At 65.8% G+C, this 2,912-nt stretch carries 3 protein-coding genes; all 3 read right to left on the reverse strand.

Annotated elements, in window-relative coordinates; all coding sequences use genetic code 11:
* Window positions 1–106: 106 nt before the first annotated feature.
* Complete coding sequence (locus E2C05_RS30605; RefSeq protein WP_133223388.1) at window positions 107–1,021, reverse strand: thiolase C-terminal domain-containing protein; 915 nt, start codon at window positions 1,019–1,021, stop codon at window positions 107–109.
* Between the two features lie 3 nt (window positions 1,022–1,024).
* Window positions 1,025–2,587 carry a class I adenylate-forming enzyme family protein gene (locus E2C05_RS30610; RefSeq protein WP_133223389.1) on the reverse strand — a complete coding sequence of 521 codons (1,563 nt, stop codon included), beginning with the start codon at window positions 2,585–2,587 and terminating at the stop codon, window positions 1,025–1,027.
* A 76-nt stretch (window positions 2,588–2,663) separates the two neighbouring features.
* The coding region (locus E2C05_RS33625) for a hypothetical protein (protein ID WP_158292479.1) at window positions 2,664–2,912 on the reverse strand (249 nt) is incomplete at its 5' end.

The following is a 2,912-nucleotide window of genomic DNA, read 5'->3' on the forward strand; positions in this document are numbered from 1 at the left end:
CCACAGGCCCATCATCTGCTTTCCGATCTTCGATCTCGTTCATGCCGCACATCATCGTTCCGGGTTCGCCTTGGGCAAAAGGGTGTCCAGGGAAACCGGGTGCAGCTCAGCCGCAGAAGCCGAGGTCTTCCAGCTGGCACAGAACGATGTAGGTGAAACAGTCGTAGATTTCGGCGACGTCGATATCCGCCGGCGTAACGCCGGCCATGGCAAAGGCGCGCGGCGCCGCCTTGGCCAGGCCGAGCCGCGTCATGTCGGGCCGCTGGGTGATGGTGCTCGGACTATCCGGATGCCCTTCGGCGAGACCGGTCAGCAGCACGCGTGGCTGCCGCATGTCGCGGGCAATCTCGGCGGCGCTGACCACCACCGCGGCCGCGCCGTCGCTCTCGAGGCTGCAATCCAGCAGCCGCAACGGGTCGGCGATCATGCGGGATGCCTGGTGGTCCTCGATCGACATCGGCGCGGTCATGGTCGCATTGCCATTGAGGATGGCGTGCTGCCGCGTGGTGACCGCAATCTCGGCGAGTTGCCGGCTGGTGGTGCCGAACAGCTCCATGTGCCGCCGCGCCATCGGAGCGTAGTATTGCGCCGGAGCCAGGGCGCCAACTGGTGCCTCGAACTCACCCACAGTGCGGAACTGCGGCATCTGGTGGATGCGAGTGCCGATCCGGCTGCCGGTGCGTCCGGTGCGCCCGAGCGGCAGCAGCACATGCCGGCAGATCCCGGCCGCCACGGCCGCCGCGGCGCATTGCACGGCTGCCACGGCACCGGCGCCGCCGAGCGGCGTGGCAGTCGAGAAGCGCAGGTCGGGAATACCGAAGTTCGTCACGAAATCCTCGGCAACCGTCCCGGCGCTGATCGGCATGACGATGCCGTCGATGTCGGCGGGCTGCAGTCCGGCATCGGCAATCGCCTTCAGCGCGGCGCCCAGTTGCAGCACCAGCACGCTGCGGCCGCCGGCGTCGCAGGTGTAGTCCGTCTCACCTATACCGGTGACGGCGGCCTTTCCGTTCAGTGACATATCTCAACCCTCCTCCGCCGGGATCCGCCCCTCGATCAGCCAACGCTCCACCTCGTGGCGCTGGATCTTGCCCGTCGTGCTGCGGGGGAGCGCGTCCAGGGGCACGAAATGGATGCCCTTCGGCTGCTTGTATCCGGCGAGCGAGCGGCGACAGGCCTGGTTCAGAACCTCCACACCCAACTCGGTAGTCTTGCGGGCCACGATCGCAACCGGCACCTCACCCCATGTCGCATCCTGCCGGCGCACGACGATGGCATCGGCAACGCGCGGATCGCCGAGGATCACGCGCTCGATCTCGGCGGGGTAGATGTTCTCGCCGCCCGACTTGATCAGGTATTTCACGCGGTCAACGAAATCCAGCTTGCCGTCTGCTCGACGACGGAACATGTCACCCATGTGGAACCAGCCCCCGCGGAAGTCATGCGCCGTCACCGCGGGTGCATTCCAGTAGCCGCTGAAGACGGTGGGCCCACGCACTGCCGCCTCGCCGGCTTCTCCGTCCGGTACCTCGTGGTCGTCGGCATCCACGAGCCGCAACTCGCAGAAGGAGGTCTGGGTCTTGGCGAGGTCAGTCGGCACCTCGCCAACCGGGATCAGCCCCGCCGAAGCGGGTGCTGATCCGGTCTCCGTGGAGCCGAAGCTGTTGACATAGGGTGCGCCCAGCAGGCTGGTGATTTCGGCGATCTGATGTGCCGGGACCAGATCCGCCATGGTGCCGCAGAGGGCCATGCCGCGTGGCGTCACGCGCCGGCGGCGTATCTCATCGATCAGGGGTGCGATCATGCCGGGCATCAGGCGCAGCCAGCCGAGCCTGTGTTCCGCAACAATGGTGGCGAGCCGCGCTGGCTCGAAGCCGTCAAGCATCATTGCATGGCCGCCATAGAGGAGGGTGCCGAGTGCCTCCTCCGTCCCGGCCATGTGGTAAAGCGGAGCCCAGACCGCCGCTGTGGCGCTACGCGGCAATGCGTATTCCGCAAGCCGCTGCATGGCACGGGCGATCTCCGTACGATGGCTGATCACGGCGCCTTTCGGCAACCCTGTCGTGCCGCTCGTGTAGAGAATCAGCAGCCCGTCGTCCGGCTCGGCTTGGTCTGTCGGTGGCGTAGCAGCGGCACGCTGCAGCGCCGCTTCGTAGGATGCCCCGAGCCGCATCACGCGCGCCTCGCCGGGATCGAGTTCCTCGAGCTTCCCAGCATGCCGTTCCGAGGCGAAGATGGCGCGCGGCGTCACCAGGTTCAGGCAGTGTTGCAGCTCAGGAACCGCGAGACGCCAGTTCTGGGCCGCCACAATGGCACCGCGCAGCGCAGCGGCCAGTTGGAGCTCAATGTATTCCGGGCAGTTCTCCGCAACCACCGCAATGCGGTCACCGCGACCGATGGCCATGGCCTCCAGAAGGTTGGCCGTACGGTTTACTCTTTCGTTCAGCTGAGAATACGTCAGAACGCGGCCGCTACCTTCCAGTGCCGGAGCATCCGGGCAAAGCCGTGCGCGTTGCCGGAACAGGCCGCCCACCGTTCCGCATTGCGCTTGCACGACGAAGCTCTGGGCGGTCTTGTAAGTGTCCATCGTCCCGCATGTTCCTCGCCGCTGAGGTGTGCTCCGCGAGCGCAGCGGCCGCGCTCATCGTCTCGCCGACTTATTGTCAGTTGATCGGTAAGTTGCGCTCGCGCACGATGCCTGTCACCCGCTCACGCCCCCGGTGTACGAAGGTAGCGAACTCATCGGGTGTCATTGGTGTCGGCATCACGTCAGGGCCGATCATGGCGCGGAAGCGTTCGGCGCCAATGATCCTTGAGCTGCACCCGGTTTCCCTGGACACCCTTTTGCCCAAGGCGAACCCGGAACGATGATGTGCGGCATGAACGAGATCGAAGATCGGAAAGCAGATGAT

The sequence above is a fragment of the Paracraurococcus ruber genome (genome assembly GCF_004353985.1).
GTDB classification, from domain to species: domain Bacteria; phylum Pseudomonadota; class Alphaproteobacteria; order Acetobacterales; family Acetobacteraceae; genus Paracraurococcus; species Paracraurococcus ruber.

Excerpts from the sequence above, each read along its gene's own strand:
- E2C05_RS30605 (WP_133223388.1), bottom strand. The coding sequence starts at position 1,021 with ATGTCACTGAACGGAAAGGCCGCCGTCACCGGTATAGGTGAGACGGAC.
- E2C05_RS30610 (WP_133223389.1), bottom strand. The coding sequence starts at position 2,587 with ATGGACACTTACAAGACCGCCCAGAGCTTCGTCGTGCAAGCGCAATGC.